The organism is Yersinia sp. 2541 StPb PI (assembly GCF_052217145.1).
Lineage (GTDB): Bacteria > Pseudomonadota > Gammaproteobacteria > Enterobacterales > Enterobacteriaceae > Yersinia > Yersinia enterocolitica_E.
Genome location: NZ_JAZGQB010000001.1, coordinates 2,064,230 through 2,084,845, shown reverse-complemented (window position 1 = coordinate 2,084,845; position 20,616 = coordinate 2,064,230). Strand labels below are relative to the sequence as shown.

Below are 20,616 nucleotides of genomic sequence, written 5' to 3'. Positions count from 1 at the left end.
GGTTAACGCGATAAGGGGAAGTTTTGCATGAAGAATAAGACTTTTTTATGGTAAGAGAACGCAAACTCTGTCGATGATTTTAGCGACAAAGCCTGCATTCATCGGTTACTTACTGTCAACGATGGCCCTTATTTTGCGATGGATAGAGTGGCTGACCATTATGATTATCGTTATTATTTGGCCCGCCTTGCTTAGCACCACTACCCTGTCGGCTATTATTCACTGGCTGGCCGCGTCCATTATTATCACTGCCATTATTGTGCTGTGGCGAATTACCGTAATCGCTGCGTTCATTATGGCGTTGACTACCTTGCTGCCCACGGAACGGGTTATGGCCATCCTGCGGTTGTGGATGTTGCCAACGCCCCCCGTCCCAATAATAGCCACGGTCATTGCGGTCACCAATATGGCCACCACGATGTTCATGCCACCACTGTGGCGGACGCCAATCATAACCATCCCAGTAATAGCCACGGTTGTCCTGATCACCTAGATGTAAGCTGACTCCGGGTATATTGATGTCAAGTGATACGTCTGCCTGTGCAAACGATGGCATTAATGCCAACACCCCAAGTAATAGCAGATATTTTTTCATATACATCCGAATGTATTATTTAACAGTTATTAAATTTATATCAGCGAAAATAAAAACCATCTATCAGACAATCCGCTCTTTTCATTTTCATTTCATCTTGCTTACGCAATACATACAGTTCTTACAAGTCGGACATTTTCATTTACTACCACTCCTAACATATCTTAACGTTTATCTGACAGTGACATTTATTGTATTGAATTATAATCCAAGCATTGCCGGATAATAAAAGATGAGACAAATAAAATGCAACGTATAACGTTAATGACAATAGTACTCTTATTAAGCACTACATTATCAGCTTGCTGTATATTCCCACCGCATGGCGGTGGCGGTGGCGGTGGCGGTGGCGGTGGCGGTGGCGGTGGCGGCCCAAGGATGCATTATGATAACCATCAGTTGCGTTAGATTACATCCTAAAAAATAAGTATAAAACTGGCATTCAATAAGAATAGTCTAATTTATTTAGAATAAAATATTGAGTGCTAACTTAAGTACTTCATGAAAATATAATCTCAGCCAATCTAATTTGGATGCAAAAATTAATTATCACGTAATGATTAATATAGTCTTTACAATTTAATTAAAAAAAATGTTATAGAATGAATGGTGCCACTCCACCGAACATTAGCAGAAACATGACAAATCCTACTCTAGATTAATGCTTTTGCAACGGTTGTAGACTAGACAAACTAAATGCTGAAAATTCCATTTCCAATCAACCCCCACTGGTTTCTGTGACCCCACCTTAAGGCTAAGCTAGAAATACAAATAAAGGGAAATGGCCCCAACCTGCGGTCATGATGTGGGCACTTATAAAATAAAATCGATGTTTCTCAATGAGGTGCAGGCAAGAAAAAGGCCGCTTGCGCGGCCTTTTGTTTGGGGAAATACTTACTCTTTTGGAGTAGCACTCTCTACCCGGCTTTTTAGCTTTTGCCCTGGACGGAAAGTCACCACACGGCGCGCCGTAATAGGAATGTCCTCACCCGTCTTCGGATTACGGCCCGGACGTTGGTTCTTGTCTCGCAGATCAAAATTGCCAAAGCCAGACAGTTTGACCTGTTCGCCATTCTCGAGAGCACGACGTACTTCCTCAAAGAATAACTCAACCAGATCTTTGGCATCACGTTTGCTAAGCCCTAGCTTTTCAAACAGATGTTCTGACATTTCAGCTTTAGTAAGCGCCATAGGTTCAATCCCTCAAGGATGCTTGGAATCGCTGTTTTAACGCCTCTACACATCTTGCAACGGTAGCGGCGATCTCCTCTTCTTCCAGTGTACGTGCGGTATCCTGCAACACCAGACTAATAGCCAGACTCTTATAGCCCTCTGCTACGCCCTTGCCACGGTACACATCAAACAAGTTTACGCCAACTACCTGATTTGCGCCAACTTTCTTACACTCCGCCAAAATATCTTCTGCGGGGACGTTTTCGGCCACCACAACGGCGATGTCACGACGGTTTGCTGGGAAGCGTGAAATCTCGCTGGCCTGAGGCACAGCGCGGTCTGCGAGCTTGTTCCACTGCACTTCAAACACCACAGTCCGACCATTTAGACTCAGCTTACGTTCCAACTCAGGGTGAACTACACCAATGAAACCAATGTGTTCCCCTGCTAAATAAATTGCAGCACTCTGCCCTGGATGCAGTGCAGGATGTGCTTGTGCACGGAACTGAACATCAGATAATTTGCCGGTAAGTTCCAGAATTGCTTCCAGATCACCTTTCAAATCATAGAAGTCGATTGGCTGACGCGCCAGATCCCAATGCTCTTCAAAACGGTGGCCAGCAATGACACCGGCTAGCATTACATCCTGTCTAACCCCGAGATCTGCTGTATTATCAGGTACAAAGCGTAACCCACTTTCAAATAAACGCAAGCGAGATTGCTGGCGATTCTGGTTATAAACCACTGCTGACAGTAAACCTGTCAACAATGATAAGCGCATCGCAGACATCTCAATCGAGATAGGGCTTGGCAAAATTAATGCGTCTTGCTGTGGGTGCAGAAGTGCTTGTACTTTCGGGTCAACAAAACTGTAAGTAATTGCTTCCTGATAGCCGCGATCGACTAAAGCGGTTTTTACACGCTTCAATGATAAATCAGCTTCGCGGTGTTTGGTCATCACCAAATCAGCTTTGATAGGCACATCCGGGATATTGTTATAACCGTAGATGCGGGCAACTTCCTCCACCAGATCTTCTTCGATTTCCATATCGAAGCGCCAGCTTGGCGCCACTGCCCGCCAATCAGAACCGAGTTCAGTCACCTGACAACCGAGCCGGCGCAGAATGTCACTCACCTGCTGTGAAGGGACATGATGACCAATCAACCGATCCAATTTCTCACGGTGTAGCGTGATGGTGGCGCATTTTGGTAATTCTGCGGTCGTGGTCACGTCTATTACCGGCCCCGCTTCACCACCACAGATATCAATGAGCAGACGTGTCGCACGCTCAATCGCTTTATGCTGTAACGCAGGGTCGACACCACGCTCATAGCGATGAGATGCATCGGTATGCAAACCGTGGCGACGCGCACGACCAGTAATTGATAATGGATTGAAGAAAGCGGATTCCAGCAAGACATTGCGGGTTTCTTCGTTAACACCTGAATGTTCACCACCAAAGATACCGGCCATCGCCAACGGCTTATGCTGATCAGCAATGACCAGCGTATCTGCATTCAATTTGGCTTTTGTGCCATCCAGCAGTGTTAATTCTTCACCTTCAGCCGCCAGGCGAACAATAATCCCGCCTTCAATACGGTCCAGGTCAAACGCATGCATTGGCTGGCCTAACTCCAGCAACACAAAGTTAGTAACGTCTACCACCGGATCAATCGAACGAATACCACAGCGGCGCAGTTTCTCTCGCATCCACAATGGTGTCGCAGCCTTAACGTTAATCCCTTTAACTACTCGGCCCAGATAGCGCGGACAAGCCTGCGGAGCTTCTACATGGATTGGGAATGTATCCGTAATGGAAGCCGCAACAGGACTCATATCCGGTTCGATTAATGGCAATTGATTCACAACCGCCACATCGCGCGCGACACCAATAATGCCCAAGCAATCGGCACGGTTTGGTGTCACACTGATTTCAATGGTTTTATCGTCCAGATACAGATATTCACGCAGATCGACACCAATAGGCGCATCAGCAGGCAGTTCAATAATACCGTCACTATCTTCTGAAATAGCCAGCTCAGAGAAAGAACACAGCATGCCTTCTGATGGTTCACCACGCAGTTTGGCCGCTTTGATTTTGAAATCGCCCGGCAGCACAGCACCAACAGTCGCAACAGCGACTTTCAAGCCCTGACGACAGTTCGGTGCACCACACACGATATCCAATAAGCGGTCACCGCCTACATCAATTTTGGTCACCCGCAGTTTATCGGCGTTGGGATGTTGGCCACATTCGACAACATGACCGACAACGACACCATTGAATTCGCCCGCAACCGCATCTACACCATCAACTTCTAACCCGGCCATAGTGATTTGATGGGCCAGGTCATCACTACTAATGGCTGGGTTTACCCATTCGCGTAACCAAAGTTCACTGAATTTCATGAGATATTCCCGCCTTACTTAAACTGTTTGAGGAAACGCAGATCATTTTCGAAGAATGCCCGCAAATCGGTGACGCCGTAACGCAACATAGTTAAGCGTTCCATCCCCATACCGAATGCAAAACCTGAATAAATATCAGGATCAATACCGACGTTTCGCAATACATTTGGATGCACCATGCCGCAACCAAGCACTTCAAGCCATTTACCATTTTTACCCATCACATCCACTTCAGCGGACGGTTCGGTAAACGGAAAATAGGAAGGGCGGAAACGAATTTGCAAATCTTCTTCGAAGAAATTACGCAAGAAGTCATGCAAGGTGCCTTTCAAATTGGTGAAACTGATATCACGGTCAACAATCAGCCCTTCCATTTGATGGAACATTGGAGTGTGCGTTTGGTCGTAATCATTACGATACACACGGCCCGGCACAATAATTCGAATAGGTGGCTGCTGGGTTTTCATGGTGCGAATTTGCACGCCCGAGGTTTGGGTGCGCAGCAATCGGGTAGCATCAAACCAGAAGGTGTCGTGGTCAGCACGCGCTGGGTGATGAGCCGGAATATTCAATGCATCAAAGTTATGATAGTCATCTTCAATTTCCGGGCCAGACTCAACGGAAAAGCCCAACTCACCAAAGAACGTTTCGATACGATCGATAGTGCGGGTAACCGGATGCAACCCACCATTTTCCATACGACGCCCCGGTAGAGAGACATCAATGGTTTCGGCTGCCAATCGGGCATTCATGACCGCTGATTCCAGCTTGTCCTTACGTGCATTAAGCGCTTCTTGTACTTCCTGCTTGGCCTGATTAATAACGGCCCCCGCTGCCGGGCGCTCTTCAGCTGGCAGCTCGCGCAGTGATGTCATTTGAAGGGTCAAATGGCCTTTTTTACCTAGATATTCGACGCGTACCAAATCCAACGCGGCAACATCTTGGGCATCTTCTACGGCTGCTTTAGCTTTGGCAACCAGCTCTGCGAGATGTGGCATTGTTCTCTCTTCCTCTGGCCAGTATGGCCCACTTGTAGTTATATCCTTTGTTCTTGAAGCTGCTGGGTTGTTAGCTACGCTCACTCACCCGAATCACTTACCTATGTAAGCTCATCGGGATTTACTCGCTTGCTGCCTACCAGCAACTCCAATAACGTTGGATATAGATAATGAGTTAAAATCCGATAAGTAAACTAAACTTTTCATACAAAATCAATAAGGTACCACATCCGCGATACCCTTACTCCAGTCGCCATAAATGCTATAGAGCAAAAACAAAAAAGCCTCCACGATGGGAGGCTTAGGCGTTATTTTTCGTTTCTATTCTTACGCGCAAGCCTCCTGAAATCAGGCGCTAAAGTAAAAAAAGAAGCGAAAAGTAACTGCATGCATCATAAAAGTGACCTTCTTACCAAGAAGATAAAGATTAAAAGAGGGAGACAAGCTCCCTCTTCAATTCTGACTTACGCCAGAGCTACTTTCGCTTTTTCGACCAGTGCAGAGAATGCCACTTTATCGAATACTGCGATGTCAGCCAGGATCTTACGGTCAATCTCAACAGAAGCCTTTTTCAGACCATTGATGAAACGGCTGTAAGACAGACCATTCTGACGAGCAGCTGCGTTGATACGTGCAATCCACAGTTGGCGGAATTGACGCTTCCGTTGACGGCGGTCACGGTAGGCGTATTGGCCTGCCTTGATTACTGCCTGGAAAGCAACACGATAAACGCGCGAACGGGCACCGTAGTAACCTTTCGCCTGCTTTAATATTTTTTTGTGACGTGCACGAGCTACCACACCACGTTTTACGCGAGCCATTTACTTCTCCTATCGTCTTAATTCAAACCAAAATTACTTATGCGTATGGCAGACATGCTACGACCAAACCTAGATCGTTCTTAGATACCATGCCTTTTGGACGTAAATGACGTTTACGCTTAGTAGCTTTTTTGGTCAAAATATGACGCAGGTTGGCATGCTTACGCTTAAAACCACCGGCACCGGTTTTTTTAAAGCGCTTAGCGGCGCCGCGTACTGTCTTAATTTTTGGCATTGAATATATCCACTTCGCATTGTTAATTACAACGAGCTAGCTAGGCGAACAGACCCCTACTCTGCAATCAGAAAGAGGCCTATTACTTGAGTGCCTTACTGTCTCTTCTTAGGTGCGAGCACCATGATCATCTGACGGCCTTCGATACGAGTCGGGAAAGACTCCACGACAGCCAAATCAGAATCTTCAGTCAGATCTTTTTTGACACGGTTAAGGACTTCCATGCCGATCTGCTGGTGCGCCATTTCACGCCCACGGAATCGCAGGGTGATTTTGGCTTTATCGCCATCTTCCAGAAAGCGAATCAGGTTGCGTAGTTTGACCTGATAGTCGCCATCATCGGTACCAGGACGGAATTTGATTTCCTTGACCTGTATGACTTTTTGCTTCTTCTTCTGTTCTTTTGTCGACTTGCTCTTCTCATAGAGGAATTTGCCGTAATCCATGATTCGGCAAACCGGCGGCTCGGCATTCGGACTGATTTCTACTAAATCAACACCAGCTTCCTCAGCTTTTTCAAGAGCTTCATTCAGACTGACAATGCCAATCTGCTCACCATCGACGCCTGTTAAGCGAACTTCTGTGGCGCGAATCTCTTTGTTGATGCGATTAGGACGCGCCGGTTGAACTCGTTTTCCGCCTTTAATACTTTATTCCTCCAGTTGATGAAGACTACGGCTGCGAATTTCTGCTAGCAGCTGGTCTACGACCACGTTGACGTCCAAGCTTCCTAAGTCTTTACCACGGCGGGTACGAACGGCAATTTTGCCTGATTCGACCTCTTTATCGCCACAGACCAACATATATGGAACCCGACGCAACGTATGTTCACGAATTTTAAAGCCAATCTTCTCATTTCTCAAGTCCGCTTTTGCCCTAATCCCTGCATCTTGCAGTTTTTTGGTCACTTGTTGGACATAATCAGACTGACTATCGGTGATATTCATCACCACGACTTGTACCGGAGCTAACCACGTTGGGAAGAAGCCTGCATACTCTTCGGTTAAAATACCGATAAAGCGCTCCATTGACCCCAAAATAGCCCGGTGAATCATTACTGGCACCTGACGATCGTTATTTTCGCCGATGTAAGACGCACTTAAGCGGCCCGGTAATGAGAAATCGAGCTGTACGGTACCACACTGCCACGCGCGATCCAAACAATCATGCAAGGTAAACTCAATTTTCGGACCGTAAAACGCTCCCTCACCCGGCTGATAATCAAATGGAATACCATTTTCAGTCAGCGCAGCGGCCAAATCATCTTCGGCACGTGTCCACAGATCATCACTCCCAATCCGTTTTTCAGGGCGGGTAGACAGCTTAACCACAATTTTCTCGAAGCCAAAAGTGCTGTACATGTCGTACACCATCTTGATACAGCTATTCACTTCATCGCGAACCTGCTCTTCGGTACAGAAAATGTGTGCATCATCCTGAGTGAAACCACGGACGCGCATTAAACCATGCAGTGCGCCTGAAGGCTCATTACGGTGGCAGCTACCGAACTCAGCCATACGTAATGGCAAGTCACGGTATGATTTCAACCCTTGGTTGAAAATCTGCACGTGCCCTGGGCAGTTCATTGGCTTGATGCAATACTCGCGGTTTTCAGACGATGTGGTGAACATATGCTCAGCATAGTTTTCCCAATGTCCGGTTTTTTCCCACAGTACGCGGTCCATCATAAACGGCCCTTTCACTTCCTGATACTGGTACTCTTTGAGCTTGGTCCGCACAAAAGTTTCCAGTTCACGGAAGATAGTCCAACCGTCGTTATGCCAGAACACCATACCTGGTGCTTCTTCCTGCATGTGGTAAAGGTCCAATTGCTTACCAATCTTACGATGGTCGCGTTTGCCCGCTTCTTCCAGACGTTGCAGATAAGCATTTAGTTGCTTCTTATCACCCCAAGCCGTGCCATAAATACGTTGCAGCATTTTATTTTTGCTATCGCCACGCCAATAAGCACCGGATGTTTTCTGCAATTTAAAGTGATGGCAGAAACGCATATTCGGTACGTGCGGGCCACGGCACATATCAACGTATTCTTCATGGTGATACAAACCAGGATGATCATCGCGGCTAATATTCTCATCGAGAATCGCCACTTTATAATCTTCACCACGAGCAGCAAAAGTGTCGCGGGCTTCTTGCCAACTGACTTTCTTCTTAATTACATCGTAATCTTTATCGGCAAGTTCATGCATCCGCTTCTCCAGCAGATCCAGATCTTCCTGCGTCAAGGTGCGGTCGATATCTACATCGTAATAGAAACCGTTGTCGATAACCGGGCCGATGGCCATTTTGGTATCAGGCCAAAGTTGCTTGATTGCGTGCCCCAATAAGTGTGCACAAGAGTGGCGGAGAATCTCCAGACCTTCAGCATCTTTGGTGGTGATAATAGCCAGTTGGGCATCAGATTCGATCAAGTCTCTGGCATCGACCAGTTCGCCATTAACTCGACCAGCAATACAGGCTTTTGCCAAACCAGGGCCGATATCCAAGGCAACATCGAGAGCAGAAACGGCGTGATCGAAATGACGCTGACTGCCGTCAGGAAGGGTAATAACGGGCATTCTAATTCCTTATCTACAGTGGTGACCCACACGACAGATCACATGCAAAATTCTAATACTATTTAAAATCAATATGTTATAAACGCTATCCGACTTTACTTTGCCTGATATATACACTCATATGTACACAACTTGTTTGCACATAGGGTGTGACGCTATAACGGACGAACCATACTAACATCCTCATTATTGGTTTATCCACTCAGAATGATTTCTTTATCAGGCATCCCTGCCCCGTTAAAGAGTGATAATTATCTGATAATTGGTCACTTCACTCAGCGATGTTACTGTCGACGTTACCCTCGGCGAATTTGCCATATTGCGACTAATGAACTGATTAGAGCATGACAAAAACGCGTAGACTACATCGAATCGGGGAACGACCAGCCACACTAGCAACGGCTATCACAGTTAAGGGCAACATCATGCTACGTATCGAAGTGACAATAGATAAGCTAAATATCAATAAATTCCCGGCAGGATACACCGACGCACTCACTGAGGAGTTGGATAAGCGGCTTGGGAGGAAATTTGACCATATTGATGTGAAAGTAAGGTTTGCGGGCGCTGATGGTCTATCAGTTCTAGGTGGTGCGCCAGATGATAAGAAAGCGGTAGAAGAAATTTTACAAGAAACATGGGAAAGTGCTGATGATTGGTTTCAGCCTTAGAATAGACTGGGCAATTACGCCCGGTTTTTGTATTTAGAATGGCAGTACAATCCGCTCCTGGCATGATCGACCCAATGCCAATAAAGAGGATGTATCTCCGCAATCGGTCGTCACGGATAGAATAATACCTAGCGAATAATCTATTAATACTACAGCCAAACGGTGATAATGATCACCGACAAAGTTATCAAGCTCAAACTGCTCTACGATCACTATAATATCAATACCGTACAACTGAGGGTCAACTAGTGCAGCGACAACCTGTTACATCTTCCAGAATTCTGTCGATTGGTTATGATCCTGAAAATCGCATGCTGGAGATACAATTTCGCGAACAAGGGATTTATCAATATCTTGGCGTCCCGGAGCGCGTTCATCAGAATTTTATGTCCGTGGTTTCGAAAGGTCGTTTTTTTGATGGCGTGATTAAGGGTAAGTTTTTGTGCCGGAAAATTGGCTAATTAGAAAAATAACCAATTAAAACAGTCAACTAAATAAATCTGAAACGGTCGCTTCAATGATAAATCTGTGCAGAGAAGCCTACCGTTTTAGAAATCATCTTTCCGCTCCACAGATTATCCCATCAAGTAGCGCCATAAATAGGATATGGGTACCACAAACAATAGCGCGGGCAGGAAATTCACCACCGCGAATATTTTAATTTGTGCAATACGTAACCCCACTGCAATCATAATAATCCCACCGCAGGCGGAAAAATCAGCAAAGGCAATATCATCCATATACGGCATAATCAGTTTAGCCAACAAAACCAATGCAATTTGGAGCAACAATTGCGGCACAGCAATAGCCACCAGCGCGATACCGAGCGAGATGGAGAATATCAGCGCGGTGAAAAAGTCCATTAACGCTTTGACAAATAGCAGTTGAAAATCACCAGTAATGCCTTCAGTCAACGAACCGACAACTCCCAGTCCACTAGCACAAAACAGCACAATCATCGCGGTGAAACTCTGCGCAAACTCCTGCGGCGGCAATGTACTGCGTGATGGAATAACTCGTTCCAACATTATACGGGTTTTATTTGCCCCCCATTTTACCCCCTGCTCAAGGGATAATAACTCCCCCACGGCTGTCCCGATAATCAACGCCAAAATAACCGCTGGCATAAAATGTACTTTTACCACCATCACAATACCGATGGAGATAGAAGCTAGCGCAAACGTAGCCGGTAACCCTTCCTGTAAACGCTTAGGGACATGACGCGCTAGTAATACGCCAACTATCCCCCCCAGGATAATGCCTGCACTGTTAATAAATGGGCCAACCATACCGTGCTCCCAATGGCTAAAACGCGTTCTGCTGATAAAAAATGTGTCTGTTTTAGAATTAGGAATTTCGATAATAGCTAAAGACAAACAACTGATATGAGGTATCCCGACCACTGGAATACCCCATACAGACAAATTATATGTTACGGTGTCACAAACCCCAATTCCTGCGAAATACGCTGGGCCGTAGCCAGAATAGGTTTAATTAGGGTTTTTACCCCCACCTGTTGCAGTTTGGCTGTGGGCAGGGAAACTGAAACGGAGTACGGTACCCGTTGCTGAATATCAAAAACAGGAGCCGCCACACAAGATACACCTAGCTCATTCTCTTCACGATCCATCGCCAGCCCCGCTTGACGAATATCTGCCAGTTCCTGGTACATTTTGGGTAATTCGGTGATGGTATTGTGCGTCAGCGGCTGAATCTCATGCTGATGGATCTGCCAATAATCATCTGGATAGTCACTTTTACCGTACGCCATAAATATCTTACCCATCGCCGAGCAGTACAGTGGCATATGCTGCCCGATATAAGCGCGGGTGCGCATCATGCCAGTGGTAGGTTCTAACTTATAAATCAGGATAACGTGGTCATCTTCGCGGGTTGAAAAATTGACTGTCTCACCAAGCTCAAGATTGAGTTGTTCTAAATGTGGGGCCGCGACATGGATAATATTCAGTGATGACAGTGCTTTTTGGCCAATTGAGATGAACTTGGTTGTCAGCCGATAACTGCCTGGAGAAGGCGCCTGAGTGACATAGCCACAGGTATGTAGCCCTTGCAATAACCGATGAACGGTACTTTTGTTCATCCCGGCCAATTCAGATAGATGCGCCAATGGGCAGCCATTAGGGTAATTACTTAATATCTCAATCAGTTGCAGCCCGCGGAACAGACTTTGGCTGCCTAACGGCTTATCTTTCTTGTCATCTGTGAGTATAAGGGCCATAGACGATATCCTTGTTGTTTAGCATGAAATGGTACTCCAAAGCCGCAGTCTGTGTGAAGCACGAAACAGTGTTTCGTTATCATCCCTGGCGCTGTATCTCGCAACATTTATCCAACATAAGAAGTGCGTAGTTCGTCACATTTCCACAAACAAATAAATAACTACTTGTTTTTTATAGCAACTTAATTCATCACTTCTTTTGCTTTAGCGAAGATATCAGCATATTATTTTTGAAATCAGATTTCGTATGTTGAAATATAAAGTCTAGTTTATGCTCGATAACCACTAAATCGCGAATGCTTTCACTCAAGACATTCACCGGATAAGGGGCGTCACACTGATGAATACCACTGAATTGGGCCAACCCATTCTCTCGATGCGCCATATCATCAAAGGATTTGGCGGCAATATTGCGGTCAACGATGTCAGTCTTGATGTTATGCCAGGCGAAGTACTGGCATTGCTCGGCGAAAACGGCGCAGGAAAATCCACTCTAATCAAAGTATTGGCGGGCGTCTACCCACGGGACAGTGGCGATATTCTGTTCCAGGGAAATAACATACGTTCTGCCGCAGAAATTAAAAGTGATACTCGTCAGCCTATTGCTTTTATCCATCAGGATTTAGGGCTAATTGACTGGATGACCGTTGCCGAAAATATGGCGTTGGTGATGGGGTTTCCGCGTCGATTCGGTCTGATTAATTGGTCAGCTATTCGCCAGCAAGCCAGTCGGGCTTTACAGGATATCGGCATTGACCTCTCACCTGATGCGCGCGTGTTTGAACTGTCGCGCACTGAAAAGTCATTATTGGCCATTGCCCGCGCCGTTGCGGTTAATGCCGAACTATTGGTGTTGGATGAGCCGACCGCCTCTCTACCCGCCAACGATGTCCGCCATTTATTTGAAGTGATTAACCGCCTGAGGGATAAACATGTTGGCATGATTTATGTCACTCATCGTTTGGATGAAGTGATTGAAATTGCCGACCGGGTGTGTGTGATGCGGGATGGACGCTATGTTGCGGGTGGGAATACCGCCGATTACTCATTGCGTGATCTGGTGCAAATGATTGTTGGTGAAGCCATGGGCGACTCCCAGCGTGAACCGTTACCTGAAGCCAGTAAACCTGTATTACAGCTTAACGCGGTGGTGGTAGGTGAGATTGGCCCGGTTACTTTCAGCCTACAACCAGGCGAAATGCTGGCACTAGCGGGGCTAAGAGGAGCGGGCCAAGAAGAGTTAGGCCGCCTGCTATTTGGTTTACGCCATTGTGATCAGGGTGAAATTATTTTCCGCGACCGCCCCTATACCGCCGCCTCACCGCAGCAAGCTATGGCAGCAGGTGTTTCCCTGGTGGCCGGTGACCGCACCGGTGAAAGTCTGGTGATGTCGATGTCGGTGCGCGAAAACCTATTCATTAACCCAATTGCCAGCGGTCACAAATTACTTTCCCGTTATAGCACCCGCAGCGAAATGGGGGAAAGTTGGTGGAAAGTGCAGTTATTCGATGTCCGACCTAAAGACGTAAATATTGATATCAGTGCCCTTTCCGGCGGTAACCAACAAAAAGTGGTCATGGCACGCTGGATGCACCTGGGCGCGCCATTACTGATCCTTGAAGATCCAACTGCTGGCGTGGATGTTGGCGCGCGTGCTGAAATTTATCACTTATTAAACAAATCATTAGCAGAAGGTGTGGCGGTTTTGGTGATTTCCAATGATTTAGAGGAGATCGCACATATCTGTAATCGGGCATTGGTGTTTAACCGTGGCGAAGTGGTTGGTGAACTGCGTAACCAGCAGGTCTCGTTCGCTAATTTATTGGAGTTGGCGTCTGCCAGCACCGGGGAAGTTACATCCGTTTAAAACAGCGACCTGTGCTAATGGTTACATCGCCCCTCGCGGTGTCATTGTGGTGCTCAGGTTTCGGAGAGTGTTATGTCTAAAACATCCATAAAATCGACAGCGCTTGAACAACGAGTCAGCCTGAGTGAACACGGTTTCGGTGCCTGGTCCATGCAGGCCATGACGCGCTACGGCTTACTATTATTGTGTATTTTATTGGTGCTGGTGTTCTCACTGACCACCCCGTCGTTTGCTTCCATGCTCACTTTGCAGGCCATTTTGTCCAGTAAATCAAAAATTGCTTTGCTGGCACTGGCCGCCACTATTCCGATGATTGTCGGCAAGATCGATTTAAACGTCGGTTTCGGTATTGTGCTCTGGCACATTCTGGCGATAACCCTGCAAGTGCAATACGGTTTTTCTTGGCAGGCTGCCGTCATAACCGTATTGATAATTTCGGCACTTTACGGGCTATTAAACGGCATATTGGTAGCATTAGCCGACATTGATAGCTTTGTGGCGACCTTAGGCTCCGGCACCGTGCTTTACGCCATCGCGTTATGGCACTCAGGTGGCCGTCAGATAGTCGGTGATCTTCCTGATGCTTTTATTGCACTGCACCATACCGAGATATTCGGCATTCCTATTGTTGCATTCTATGTATTGATTATCGCCGTGGTGCTGTGGCTCATTACCGAACATACCCCGCTTGGCCGCTGTATGTATGCCGTGGGTGGGAATCCCGCAGCCGCCCGGCTTAACGGAATTTCGGTCAACCGTTTTACTGTCGGTGCATTTATCACCTCCAGCGTGTTGACCGGATTCAGTGGTGTGCTCATCGCCTCGGAGCAAGGGGTTGGCCAGGCCAGTGTCGGTATGGACTATCTGTTACCAGCACTGGTCGGTGCCTTCCTCGGTAGTACCACCATCCGCCCAGGCCGGGTCAATGTATGGGGAACGGTAGTAGGGATTGCGATTCTGGCAATTGGTATTGCAGGTATTCAGCAATTCGGTGGCGAGTTCTGGGTTGAACCCTTGTTTAACGGTGCCACATTGCTGCTTTCCATCACCTTAGCCGGTTATGCCCAACGGCGCAGATTATTGAATCAAAAAGCCGTCAAGCCCAGCCAAACGCCGGGCAACACTAAAAAAGCTACAAATTCTTAACCTCACCAAGGAACAGAATATGAAACGCAATTTGATACTACAGGGCTTAGTTTTTACCACGCTATTTACCACAGCATTACCCGGCTGGGCTGACAGCTATCTTGATGAAGCCAAGGCCGCAGTCAGTAAGGCCACATCAACGGTGACTGAATGGGATGGCCCCACCAGTGGCCCAGCACTGCAACCCAATAAGCATATTATTTTTATTGCTTCTGATATGAAAAACGGCGGCGTGCAAGGAGTACAAGAAGGCTTATCACAAGCGGCCAAAGCCGCTGGCTGGAAGCTGGAAACACTTGATGGCGGAGGCTCGGTTAAAGATCAGTTATCATCATTAAATCAGGCGATTGCACAAAAACCTGACGGTATTGTTATCGGTGGTTGGAATCCCAATGTCGCGAAAATACCACTCAAAAAAGCCATTGCACAAGGTATTGTGCTGACCGCCTGGCATGCCGTCCCAGAGCCGGGTCCGGTGAAGAATTACAATATTTTTTATAATGTTACCTCCGACTCCAATGATGTAGCCCGTATTGCTGCACTGTATGCCGTAGCAAAATCAGAAGGTCAGGCTAAGGTACTGATTTTCACTGATTCGCTGTATCAAATCGCGTTGGACAAAGCCAATGTGATGAAACAAACCATTGAGAAATGCACCGGATGCCAGGTGATTGAATTTATTGATACCCCGTTGGCAGATACCGCCAACCGTATGCCAGCAATGACTTTCAGCCTGTTACAAAAATACGGTGACAACTTCCAATACGCTTTAGCAATTAACGACCTCTACTTTGATTTTATGGCCCCTGCCCTGAAAACGGCTGGTAAAGGTGGCAAGAACGCGCCTTACAATATTTCGGCGGGGGATGGCTCTATTTCTGCCTATCAACGCATCCGCTCTGGCGACAGCCAGTCAGCTACGGTGCCGGAGCCGTTGAAGCTGCATGGCTGGCAACTACTGGATGAATTTAACCGTGCATTCGCCAAACAGCCTCCCTCTGGCTACGTGACTCCTGCTCATTTGGTTACCCGCGACAACATAAGCAGCGACGGGGGTGATAAACAGATGTTTGACCCACAGAACGATTATCAGGGTCACTATAAAGCTATTTGGGGCGTGAAATAAGTCAGGCGTAAATACGCCGTCGGAGGCAGCAACCATGACCACGTTAACGCTGGCTGAGACAGGTATTGGTGAATTATCGGCGGTGTTGGCCGCCGATAGCCCACTGGAATGTTTATGCTCCCCAGCTATCTGGGCGGAAGGGCCGGTCTGGTTACCACAAGAAAATGCGGTGGTATTCAGTGATGTAAAAGGGAACCGGATGTTTCGCTGGTGTCGCGACGGCGAACTCAGCCTCTACCGGTCACCGTCCAACTTTGCTAATGGTAATGCCCGTATGGCTAATGGCTCGATTGTCAGTTGTGAGCATGGCCGACGCGGTATCAGCCAGACTGATATACAAGGCAATATCACGCTATTAGTTGATCGTATCGACGGCAAGCGTTTTAACTCGCCCAACGACATTGTAGTGAAATCAGACGGTACCTTATGGTTTACCGATCCGCCTTATGGCATTACCGGCGACGACGAGGGCTATAAATCAGAAAGTCAGGTTATTGGCTGCTACTTGTACTGTTTCGATCCTAAAGATAGCTCACTACGTATCGCCGCTTGTGACTTACAGCGACCAAACGGGCTGGCTTTTTCGCCAGATGAACAACTGCTGTATGTGGCGGATATGTCAATTGTCGATTTCCCCACCCTCGGCCGGCGGCAGTTGCGGGTTTACCCCGTAATTGGGTTACAACTGGGTGATGGCCGTGTTTTTGCAGAAATATCACCGGGCTTCCCTGATGGATTCTGTGTCGATCATGCGGGCAATCTATTTTGCAGTTGTGCGGATGGTGTGCTGGTTTTTACCCCACAAGCAACATTACTGGGTAAGATTTCAGTTCCTGAGCGGGTATCAAATTGCACTTTTGGCGGACCGAACGGTGATGAACTTTATATCACTGCCGGTACTTCACTGTATCGCATCAGAGTGAATACTTATGGCTGAGAAAAACCCATAACCCAGCCCCCTATCCATGCCGGATTCATCCGGCATTAACCCTCGTAACCCCATAATAAAACAGGATTATCCTGCGTACGACCACGTCGTATCTGTGCGCCACACTGCCTAAATAATCAACAAAACGAGGTGGTGATCACATTTTTACTAAAAACAATATAACTGATTGTTTTTAAAAAACATTTAACTACGGCACTGCTTTGACTTCACTTCTGTGGAGGTATAGCATTAATTTGAAATGTGATTTCGTATATTGAAATTTAGCGCATCAAAAAAATACACTTCAATTTTTAAATTATTCAGGGGAGCGCGCAATGAGAGTCAGTTACCAGCAGTTAAAGGCAGAGTTTAAACGGGTACTATTGGCGCGAAAAGTGAGTGAAGTTACCGCTGATGCTTGTGCCGAGATGTTTGCGCAATCCACTGAATACGGTGTTTATTCCCACGGCGTAAATCGATTCCCACGTTTTATTCAACAATTGGAAGCCGGTGATATCGTGCCTGATGCTATTCCAACGAAGGCATTAGCACTCGGGGCTATCGAGCAATGGGATGCTCATCAGGCTATTGGCAATTTAACCGCCAAACAAATGATGGATCGTGCCATGGTATTAGCGGATCAGCATGGTATTGGGGTGGTGGCCTTGCGCAATGCTAACCATTGGATGCGCGGTGGTGCCTACGGCTGGCAAGCGGCAGAACAAGGTTATATTGGCATCTGCTGGACAAACTCAATTGCTGTAATGCCGCCGTGGGGAGCCAAAGAGTGCCGTATCGGCACCAATCCTCTGATCATTGCCGTTCCCGGTGAAACCATCACTATGGTCGATATGTCTATGTCGATGTTCTCTTATGGCATGCTGGAAGTTAACCGATTGGCGGGCAATACATTGCCCGTGGATGGTGGTTTCGATAATGACGGCAATCTCACGCGGGATCCGGCCATTGTTGAGAAAAACCGGCGCATCCTGCCAATGGGTTATTGGAAAGGTTCTGGTTTATCCATTGTGCTGGATATGATTGCCACCCTGCTCTCTGGCGGTTTATCCGTTGCCGAAGTCACGCAAGACAAATCAGATGAATTCTGTATCTCACAAGTGTTTATTGCCATTGAAATCGACCGTCTGATTGATGGCAAAACTCGCGATGAAAAATTAAAACGCATTTGTGATTATGTCACTCAAGCTGAGCGCGATAACCCTGATGTCGCTATTCGTCTACCAGGGCATAAATTCCCACGCGTTAAAGCGGAAAATCAGCGCGATGGTATTCCCATTAATGACCAGGTTTGGAAAAAAATCTTAGAAATGTAATTAAAATCAATAAAATTCAGCAGGATACTTATTTTTATCTTGAAGGAGAATTAAGAGCAGTGAGTCCTTAAAATATTTAGCCAATGGATTAACCTCGAGAGTTTAAATAAATATCCAGCGGAATAATCTCGGATGAAAAATTAATCATCCTTAAATTTAAACATTAATAATAAATAGGAAAGGCGTCTTTTTATATAAATATACTTGATATTTATATCACTAGCTGTCGCCTCCTTATTGGCACTGTTGCTGCCCAAAATAGACAAAAAAGCTGACCGGAGGCTGAAATGGAATATTGGTTGGGTATCGATTGTGGCGGCACCTTTATTAAAGCGGGTCTGTATGACCGAGACGGTAACGAATGCGGGATCGCGCGGCAAAATTTAGCCATTATCAGCCCCCAGCCGGGATGGGCTGAGCGCGATATGACTGTGCTATGGCAGGCAATGAGTGCGGTGATTCGCCAACTGTTAGCCCGCCACACGATTCCCCCCAGCAGTATTCAGGGCGTGGGCATTTCTGCTCAAGGTAAGGGACTGTTTTTACTTGATAAAAAAGGTGAGCCATTAGGCAATGCCATATTATCCTCTGACCAACGGGCGCTGTCATTGGTTAAACAGTGGCAACGAGATGGCATCCCACAAATGCTCTATCCAATCACCCGCCAAACATTGTGGACCGGGCACCCGGTATCCTTGCTGCGCTGGTTGAAAGAACATCAACCCAGCCGTTATGAGCAGATTGGCAGCATTCTGATGGCCCACGACTATTTGCGTTACTGCCTGACCGACCAATTAGGTTGCGAAGAGACCAATATCTCAGAATCTAATCTCTATCCGATGGCCGAAGGTGGCTATCAACCCGCACTGGCACAACTGTTAGGTATCCCTGAAGTTATGGCAGCCCTGCCACCGATTGTGGGTTCGGCACAAATTGTCGGCACCATCACTCAGGCTGCCGCCAATGCCACCGGTCTGCCGGTTGGCCTCCCCGTTGTCGGCGGTTTGTTTGATGTGGTCTCTACCGCCCTCTGTGCTGGCCTGAAGGATGAAAGCCGATTAAATGCAGTGATGGGGACCTGGTCGGTGACCTCGGGAATCACCGACCAGCTTAAAGCTGATGTTGAATATCCCTTTGTTTATGGCCGTTATGCCGAAGCAGGTAAATACATCGTACATGAAGCCAGCCCGACCTCTGCGGCCAATCTGGAATGGTTTACCCACCAATGGTTTGGTGCTGAGGGCGGGAAAACAGACTACCAACAGCTTAATCAATGGGTAGCACAGTTACCCAAAGCAGGTAGCCAGCTACTGTTTGTGCCGTTTTTATATGGCTCCAACGCTGGATTAGGAATGTGTGCCGGATTTTATGGCATGCAATCTTTCCACCAGCGCCAACATCTGGTGCAAGCCATCTACGAAGGGGTGGTATTCAGCCATATGACCCACCTCAACCGAATGCTGAAACGCTTTTCGGCCGTCAGCGCACTACGGATTACCGGCGGACCGGCTCAATCACTGCAATGGATGCAGATGTTTGCCGACATCAGCGGGTTACCGGTAGAGCTGCCGCAAGTTGAGGAGACGGGTTGCCTGGGCGCATCACTGGCGGCAATGGTTGGCACGGGGCGCTTTGTCGATTTCAGTGATGCTCAGCAGGCCTTAACCCCGCAACTGCACACTCTGCAACCCGATCAGCACGCCCGACAAGCATATCAGGAGAAATATCTCCGCTATCAGGCACTGGTTGCTGCTCTTGGCACTTTGCAATGAGCTTCTATTGCTCAGGCAAGGTTGCGGCACCGACTCTATTTAGGACATTGATACTATGACAACTCAGCACCTCAGGCCGCAATTACAACTCGCACTGGACAATACCCGGCTTGATGCCGCACTGGCGACCACCGCGTTGCTGCACCGCCATGTCGATATCATCGAGGCCGGTACCATCCTGTGTATCAGTGAAGGTATTCAGGCGGTCAAAACTCTACGTCAACGGTATCCACAACATACGCTGGTCGCTGATCTTAAAGTGGCTGACGCGGGCGCCACACTGGCGCAGCAAGCATTTTCTGCCGGCGCAAACTGGATGACGGTGATTTGCGCAGCCCCTCTCGCCACCATGGCAGCCGCATTGGAGGTGGCAAAGCAACATGATGGCGATATCCAGATAGAACTGTTTGGCCACTGGACGCTAAATGACGCTAAAAACTGGCGTGACTTAGGGTTAACTCAAGCCATTTATCATCGTGGCCGCGATGCTCAAGCCAGCGGACAAAGCTGGAGTCAGGCTGATCTAGAGAGGATGCAGACACTGTCCGACTTAGGAATCGAACTGTCGGTTACCGGCGGTATCACTCCTGCTGATTTACCCCTCTTCCACACCATTGCGGTACGTGCCTTTATTGTCGGCCGTGCACTGTCTGAAGCCGAACATCCCGTAGCCACCGCCACCGCGTTCCACCATGCCATTGACGCTATTTGGGGGAAATAAT

The 20,616-nt window shown here is 47.4% G+C and carries 21 protein-coding genes and 1 other annotated feature; of the genes, 10 read left to right on the top strand and 11 right to left on the bottom strand.

Annotated elements, in window-relative coordinates; translation table 11 throughout:
- Window positions 1–115: 115 nt before the first annotated feature.
- Window positions 116–595: a DUF2502 domain-containing protein gene (locus V1953_RS09250; RefSeq protein ID WP_420073407.1), complete on the bottom strand. Its 480-nt coding sequence runs from the start codon at window positions 593–595 to the stop codon at window positions 116–118.
- Between the two features lie 246 nt (window positions 596–841).
- On the opposite strand from V1953_RS09250, the gene V1953_RS09245 reads away from it, so the two are divergent.
- Window positions 842–1,003: a hypothetical protein gene (locus V1953_RS09245; protein WP_442850845.1), complete on the top strand. Its 162-nt coding sequence runs from the start codon at window positions 842–844 to the stop codon at window positions 1,001–1,003.
- Window positions 1,004–1,489: 486 nt separating this feature from the next.
- Here the strand turns inward: V1953_RS09245 and ihfA are convergent, their stop codons facing one another.
- From ihfA to thrS, 8 genes are all read right to left on the bottom strand, one after another.
- The gene (ihfA, locus tag V1953_RS09240) at window positions 1,490–1,786 is read right to left on the bottom strand and encodes an integration host factor subunit alpha (RefSeq protein ID WP_002211830.1); all 297 of its coding nucleotides are present in this window, start codon (window positions 1,784–1,786) and stop codon (window positions 1,490–1,492) included.
- A 4-nt stretch (window positions 1,787–1,790) separates the two neighbouring features.
- Window positions 1,791–4,178: a phenylalanine--tRNA ligase subunit beta gene (pheT, locus tag V1953_RS09235; RefSeq protein WP_442850844.1), complete on the bottom strand. Its 2,388-nt coding sequence runs from the start codon at window positions 4,176–4,178 to the stop codon at window positions 1,791–1,793.
- 14 nt (window positions 4,179–4,192) lie between these two features.
- Complete coding sequence (gene pheS, locus V1953_RS09230; RefSeq protein ID WP_083158696.1) at window positions 4,193–5,176, bottom strand: phenylalanine--tRNA ligase subunit alpha; 984 nt, start codon at window positions 5,174–5,176, stop codon at window positions 4,193–4,195.
- Between the two features lie 274 nt (window positions 5,177–5,450).
- Window positions 5,451–5,573, bottom strand: a sequence feature (Phe leader region).
- On the bottom strand, window positions 5,525–5,569 hold the full coding sequence (gene pheM / locus V1953_RS09225) for a pheST operon leader peptide PheM (RefSeq protein WP_223300610.1): 45 nt from the start codon (window positions 5,567–5,569) through the stop codon (window positions 5,525–5,527). It overlaps the preceding feature by 45 nt.
- A gap of 67 nt (window positions 5,574–5,640) precedes the next feature.
- Window positions 5,641–5,997, bottom strand: coding sequence for a 50S ribosomal protein L20 (rplT, locus tag V1953_RS09220; RefSeq protein WP_004706556.1), 357 nt, complete (start codon window positions 5,995–5,997; stop codon window positions 5,641–5,643).
- 37 nt (window positions 5,998–6,034) lie between these two features.
- The gene (gene rpmI / locus V1953_RS09215; protein WP_004713020.1) at window positions 6,035–6,232 is read right to left on the bottom strand and encodes a 50S ribosomal protein L35; all 198 of its coding nucleotides are present in this window, start codon (window positions 6,230–6,232) and stop codon (window positions 6,035–6,037) included.
- Window positions 6,233–6,327: 95 nt separating this feature from the next.
- The gene (gene infC / locus V1953_RS09210) at window positions 6,328–6,879 is read right to left on the bottom strand and encodes a translation initiation factor IF-3 (RefSeq protein WP_011816226.1); all 552 of its coding nucleotides are present in this window, start codon (window positions 6,877–6,879) and stop codon (window positions 6,328–6,330) included.
- 3 nt (window positions 6,880–6,882) lie between these two features.
- Window positions 6,883–8,811 carry a threonine--tRNA ligase gene (gene thrS / locus V1953_RS09205; RefSeq protein WP_083158695.1) on the bottom strand — a complete coding sequence of 643 codons (1,929 nt, stop codon included), beginning with the start codon at window positions 8,809–8,811 and terminating at the stop codon, window positions 6,883–6,885.
- A 425-nt stretch (window positions 8,812–9,236) separates the two neighbouring features.
- On the opposite strand from thrS, the gene V1953_RS09200 reads away from it, so the two are divergent.
- Complete coding sequence (locus tag V1953_RS09200) at window positions 9,237–9,482, top strand: DinI-like family protein (RefSeq protein ID WP_083163607.1); 246 nt, start codon at window positions 9,237–9,239, stop codon at window positions 9,480–9,482.
- Between the two features lie 248 nt (window positions 9,483–9,730).
- Window positions 9,731–9,943 (top strand): KTSC domain-containing protein, encoded by a 213-nt coding sequence (locus V1953_RS09195; protein ID WP_005161573.1) that lies wholly within the window; start codon window positions 9,731–9,733, stop codon window positions 9,941–9,943.
- Between the two features lie 114 nt (window positions 9,944–10,057).
- Here the strand turns inward: V1953_RS09195 and V1953_RS09190 are convergent, their stop codons facing one another.
- Window positions 10,058–10,771 (bottom strand): DUF554 domain-containing protein, encoded by a 714-nt coding sequence (locus tag V1953_RS09190; protein WP_442850843.1) that lies wholly within the window; start codon window positions 10,769–10,771, stop codon window positions 10,058–10,060.
- Between the two features lie 143 nt (window positions 10,772–10,914).
- Window positions 10,915–11,721 carry an IclR family transcriptional regulator gene (locus tag V1953_RS09185; RefSeq protein ID WP_442850842.1) on the bottom strand — a complete coding sequence of 269 codons (807 nt, stop codon included), beginning with the start codon at window positions 11,719–11,721 and terminating at the stop codon, window positions 10,915–10,917.
- Window positions 11,722–12,061: 340 nt separating this feature from the next.
- Here V1953_RS09185 and V1953_RS09180 point away from each other — a divergent pair, with 340 nt between their 5' ends.
- From V1953_RS09180 to ulaD, 7 genes are all read left to right on the top strand, one after another.
- The gene (locus V1953_RS09180) at window positions 12,062–13,588 is read left to right on the top strand and encodes a sugar ABC transporter ATP-binding protein (protein WP_420071741.1); all 1,527 of its coding nucleotides are present in this window, start codon (window positions 12,062–12,064) and stop codon (window positions 13,586–13,588) included.
- A gap of 72 nt (window positions 13,589–13,660) precedes the next feature.
- On the top strand, window positions 13,661–14,734 hold the full coding sequence (locus V1953_RS09175; RefSeq protein ID WP_372559151.1) for an ABC transporter permease: 1,074 nt from the start codon (window positions 13,661–13,663) through the stop codon (window positions 14,732–14,734).
- Window positions 14,735–14,753: 19 nt separating this feature from the next.
- Window positions 14,754–15,860 (top strand): ABC transporter substrate-binding protein, encoded by a 1,107-nt coding sequence (locus V1953_RS09170; protein WP_083158690.1) that lies wholly within the window; start codon window positions 14,754–14,756, stop codon window positions 15,858–15,860.
- Window positions 15,861–15,894: 34 nt separating this feature from the next.
- Window positions 15,895–16,797, top strand: coding sequence for an SMP-30/gluconolactonase/LRE family protein (locus tag V1953_RS09165; RefSeq protein WP_227746531.1), 903 nt, complete (start codon window positions 15,895–15,897; stop codon window positions 16,795–16,797).
- Between the two features lie 326 nt (window positions 16,798–17,123).
- Window positions 17,124–18,122, top strand: coding sequence for a 3-dehydro-L-gulonate 2-dehydrogenase (yiaK, locus tag V1953_RS09160; protein WP_083158689.1), 999 nt, complete (start codon window positions 17,124–17,126; stop codon window positions 18,120–18,122).
- A gap of 287 nt (window positions 18,123–18,409) precedes the next feature.
- Window positions 18,410–19,894: an FGGY-family carbohydrate kinase gene (locus V1953_RS09155; protein WP_372569240.1), complete on the top strand. Its 1,485-nt coding sequence runs from the start codon at window positions 18,410–18,412 to the stop codon at window positions 19,892–19,894.
- Between the two features lie 55 nt (window positions 19,895–19,949).
- Window positions 19,950–20,615: a 3-keto-L-gulonate-6-phosphate decarboxylase UlaD gene (gene ulaD / locus V1953_RS09150; protein WP_083158687.1), complete on the top strand. Its 666-nt coding sequence runs from the start codon at window positions 19,950–19,952 to the stop codon at window positions 20,613–20,615.
- Window position 20,616: the final 1 nt, after the last annotated feature.

Bases quoted from the DNA above. Each gene is read 5' to 3' on its own strand.
- V1953_RS09200 (WP_083163607.1), top strand. From the start codon at position 9,237: ATGCTACGTATCGAAGTGACAATAGATAAGCTAAATATCAATAAATTC.
- V1953_RS09245 (WP_442850845.1), top strand. From the start codon at position 842: ATGCAACGTATAACGTTAATGACAATAGTACTCTTATTAAGCACTACA.
- V1953_RS09250 (WP_420073407.1), bottom strand. From the start codon at position 595: ATGAAAAAATATCTGCTATTACTTGGGGTGTTGGCATTAATGCCATCG.
- V1953_RS09165 (WP_227746531.1), top strand. From the start codon at position 15,895: ATGACCACGTTAACGCTGGCTGAGACAGGTATTGGTGAATTATCGGCG.
- V1953_RS09175 (WP_372559151.1), top strand. From the start codon at position 13,661: ATGTCTAAAACATCCATAAAATCGACAGCGCTTGAACAACGAGTCAGC.
- rplT (WP_004706556.1), bottom strand. From the start codon at position 5,997: ATGGCTCGCGTAAAACGTGGTGTGGTAGCTCGTGCACGTCACAAAAAA.
- rpmI (WP_004713020.1), bottom strand. From the start codon at position 6,232: ATGCCAAAAATTAAGACAGTACGCGGCGCCGCTAAGCGCTTTAAAAAA.
- V1953_RS09180 (WP_420071741.1), top strand. From the start codon at position 12,062: ATGAATACCACTGAATTGGGCCAACCCATTCTCTCGATGCGCCATATC.
- V1953_RS09170 (WP_083158690.1), top strand. From the start codon at position 14,754: ATGAAACGCAATTTGATACTACAGGGCTTAGTTTTTACCACGCTATTT.
- V1953_RS09155 (WP_372569240.1), top strand. From the start codon at position 18,410: ATGGAATATTGGTTGGGTATCGATTGTGGCGGCACCTTTATTAAAGCG.
- V1953_RS09190 (WP_442850843.1), bottom strand. From the start codon at position 10,771: ATGGTTGGCCCATTTATTAACAGTGCAGGCATTATCCTGGGGGGGATA.
- pheT (WP_442850844.1), bottom strand. From the start codon at position 4,178: ATGAAATTCAGTGAACTTTGGTTACGCGAATGGGTAAACCCAGCCATT.
- ulaD (WP_083158687.1), top strand. From the start codon at position 19,950: ATGACAACTCAGCACCTCAGGCCGCAATTACAACTCGCACTGGACAAT.
- pheS (WP_083158696.1), bottom strand. From the start codon at position 5,176: ATGCCACATCTCGCAGAGCTGGTTGCCAAAGCTAAAGCAGCCGTAGAA.
- V1953_RS09185 (WP_442850842.1), bottom strand. From the start codon at position 11,721: ATGGCCCTTATACTCACAGATGACAAGAAAGATAAGCCGTTAGGCAGC.
- yiaK (WP_083158689.1), top strand. From the start codon at position 17,124: ATGAGAGTCAGTTACCAGCAGTTAAAGGCAGAGTTTAAACGGGTACTA.
- thrS (WP_083158695.1), bottom strand. From the start codon at position 8,811: ATGCCCGTTATTACCCTTCCTGACGGCAGTCAGCGTCATTTCGATCAC.
- ihfA (WP_002211830.1), bottom strand. From the start codon at position 1,786: ATGGCGCTTACTAAAGCTGAAATGTCAGAACATCTGTTTGAAAAGCTA.